Here is a 2444-nt window from a genome sequence, read left to right as displayed (position 1 = left end):
AGTGGTTTTACCGTGGTCAACGTGACCGATTGTACCAACGTTAACGTGTGGCTTGCTTCGTTCAAACTTGGCCTTTGCCATGAGTATGTCCTCTTATTATGGGTTTACTAAGTTAAATAATACGATAAAGTATATCAGAGTGTTATTTTCTATCGTTTAGTTAGTAAATTACAACACTAAAAGGCAACACTAAGTGCTGCCTATCGATAAATCAACTAGCTGTGTGGAGTAATTTGGTGCAAGGTCATTAACAAGCCCTTGTAAATAAATTTAAGTTTTATCTTAAATATTCACCTAACTTTTGCGCTTGGCACAACTGATGCCTCGCTCAACTCTTTAATTAAATGTTCTCTAAAGTAGTATACGGCCAACTCAAAGCACTATTATGGGTATTTAGCCAATTTAAAATAGTGGAGCTCATATCGAGAATTGAACTCGAGACCTCTCCCTTACCAAGGGAGTGCTCTACCGCTGAGCTATATGAGCATAATGTGCTTTTATTTTAAATAAATAATAAGTTGGAGCGGGTGGCGGGAATCGAACCCGCGCCATCAGCTTGGAAGGCTGAGGTTCTACCATTAAACCACACCCGCAGTATCACAGCTTTAAATGGCTGCCACTTGCATAGGGACTTGGCAGTGTGCTGATCAAGGTAGAGTATACTGAACACTAATTGAAAATAGTACTAGAAAATGGTGGTGGGGGAAGGATTCGAACCTTCGAAGCTTTCGCGACAGATTTACAGTCTGTTGGGTTTGACCGCTCCCCAACCCCACCTATAGGTGTAAAACTAAGAACTATAGTTTTACTAATTTGCTCTAAAGCAAAGTACTTTGAAGGACGAATGGTGCCGACTGCCGGAATCGAACTGGCGACCTACTGATTACAAGTCAGTTGCTCTACCAACTGAGCTAAGTCGGCTTGTTCCTTCGAAGTGGTGAGTATTCTAGCAAATATTTTTTAAAACACAACCTTTTTTTTAACTTTTTTTCATTTTTTTCGTTTTTTTTACTTTTTAAGCCAAAGTTCCACTGTTATAAAGCCATAAAGCTACCGCTAAGGCCACTAAAATCAAGGCCATCCATAAAAACGTGGAGTTTTTGCCAGAACTTGAAGTATTTGGTGCTGGTGTGTGGTTTTTCACATGAGCCACGTTATGTTGAGGTTCTTCTTTGACTGTATTAAAAGAATTGTTCAATTCTGGAGCAGGTTTTCTCTCTTCTAAAACTTCCTCTGTTACAGGAGCCTCTGTTGTTGCTGGTGCTACTTTTTCCGCTTCTGGCTCTACTACTTCTGGCTCTACTACTTCTGGCTCTACTACTTCTGGCTCTACTACTTCTGGCTCTACTACTTCTGGTTCAACTACTTCAGGCTCAGTTACTGCTTCCTCTTCTACATTTTCATGCAAGTTTGTAGTAGCAGACAGTTGAGCTGCCGCTGCTTGTTTTGCTTTATGTACTTCTGGATCAGCCTCAGCTGCTAATTCTTCAAAGTGCTCTTCTTTACTATTATGGCTTTCTTGATTAGGGTCACCCATAGCAATAGGTCCCTCTAACTCTTCTTCTAGCTTATCTTCTAACTCAGCTTCAGTTAAGCCTTCAATTCCTGCTCTATCTACCGCCTCAGCATTTTGCTTCGCTTGTTCGGCCTCAGCATTACTTTCAGCTAAAGTCTGATCTTCAGGCTCTGACTCTGCTGTAGGTGCTTCTACATCCGCAACCGGTTCTACGACTTCTTCTGCCTCTACTACCTCTGACTCTGGCTCATCAGCCACAAAAGCTGGAGCAACTGTTGGCGTAACGGCCACTTGATTCACTCGGAAGCTAAAAGCTGCAAAAGTTAGGGTGTCTTGCTCAGCTAACGCTGTCGGCTGGTGTGGCTCAAGTTTATGGTCGTTAACCAAAGTACCATTAGAGGAGCCTAGGTCCTGTACCATCAACTTATCATCAACCACAGTTAGCTCAGCATGTTGGCGAGAGACTTGCTTACTTCCTAGCACCACATCATTGTCTTGCCCACGTCCTACGGTAAGCTTATCTTCAACACTAAGCTCTAAATCACCTAGCGCTTCAGTTATTGCTGTAAGTTTCCATTGTTTCGAATCAGAATTACTCATAAAAGAACCTCTGTTTTAAATGTTAATTATTAGTCAAAATTATAGTACTGCTTATTTAGGCTTATTTTTTTACTTTAGTCATTATTTTAAATAAGGGTTATAACCAGCTTAACCACACCAGTTACTTAGCCTAATTTCATTATTACTAAATGGGTTTTTACTTTAGGGTTATTACTTAATTAGTTTATAACCTGATTTTAAAAGATATACCAGTATTTTTAATCAGCAACAGGGCAATCGCACTATAAAACTCTCCCGAATAGAACCTGCTCACGATAATCAAGATTTTGAGAAGCCCTAATACGGCGTCGTTTCACTGACAGTTTAG

Annotated in this window: 1 protein-coding gene, 4 tRNA genes and 1 pseudogene; all 6 read right to left on the bottom strand. The window is 40.5% G+C overall.

What is annotated here, in order from left to right; translation table 11 throughout:
• Window positions 1-81: pseudogene (locus A1232T_RS14280) on the bottom strand (hypothetical protein); the annotation flags it as partial.
• Between the two features lie 330 nt (window positions 82-411).
• A tRNA-Thr gene (locus A1232T_RS13280) sits at window positions 412-486 on the bottom strand.
• A gap of 33 nt (window positions 487-519) precedes the next feature.
• Window positions 520-593: transfer RNA gene (locus A1232T_RS13275), tRNA-Gly, on the bottom strand.
• Window positions 594-693: 100 nt separating this feature from the next.
• Window positions 694-777: transfer RNA gene (locus A1232T_RS13270), tRNA-Tyr, on the bottom strand.
• Window positions 778-845: 68 nt separating this feature from the next.
• Window positions 846-921 (bottom strand) — tRNA-Thr (locus tag A1232T_RS13265).
• A 94-nt stretch (window positions 922-1015) separates the two neighbouring features.
• A complete protein-coding gene (locus A1232T_RS13260) occupies window positions 1016-2116 on the bottom strand; it encodes an FHA domain-containing protein (protein WP_077449817.1) in 1101 nt (366 codons plus the stop codon).
• Window positions 2117-2444 lie beyond the last annotated feature (328 nt).

It is taken from the genome of Psychrobacter pasteurii (assembly GCF_900162815.1).
Classification (GTDB): domain Bacteria; phylum Pseudomonadota; class Gammaproteobacteria; order Pseudomonadales; family Moraxellaceae; genus Psychrobacter; species Psychrobacter pasteurii.
The sequence above is the reverse complement of the archived record's forward strand: the minus strand, read 5'-3'. Positions and strand labels throughout refer to the sequence as shown.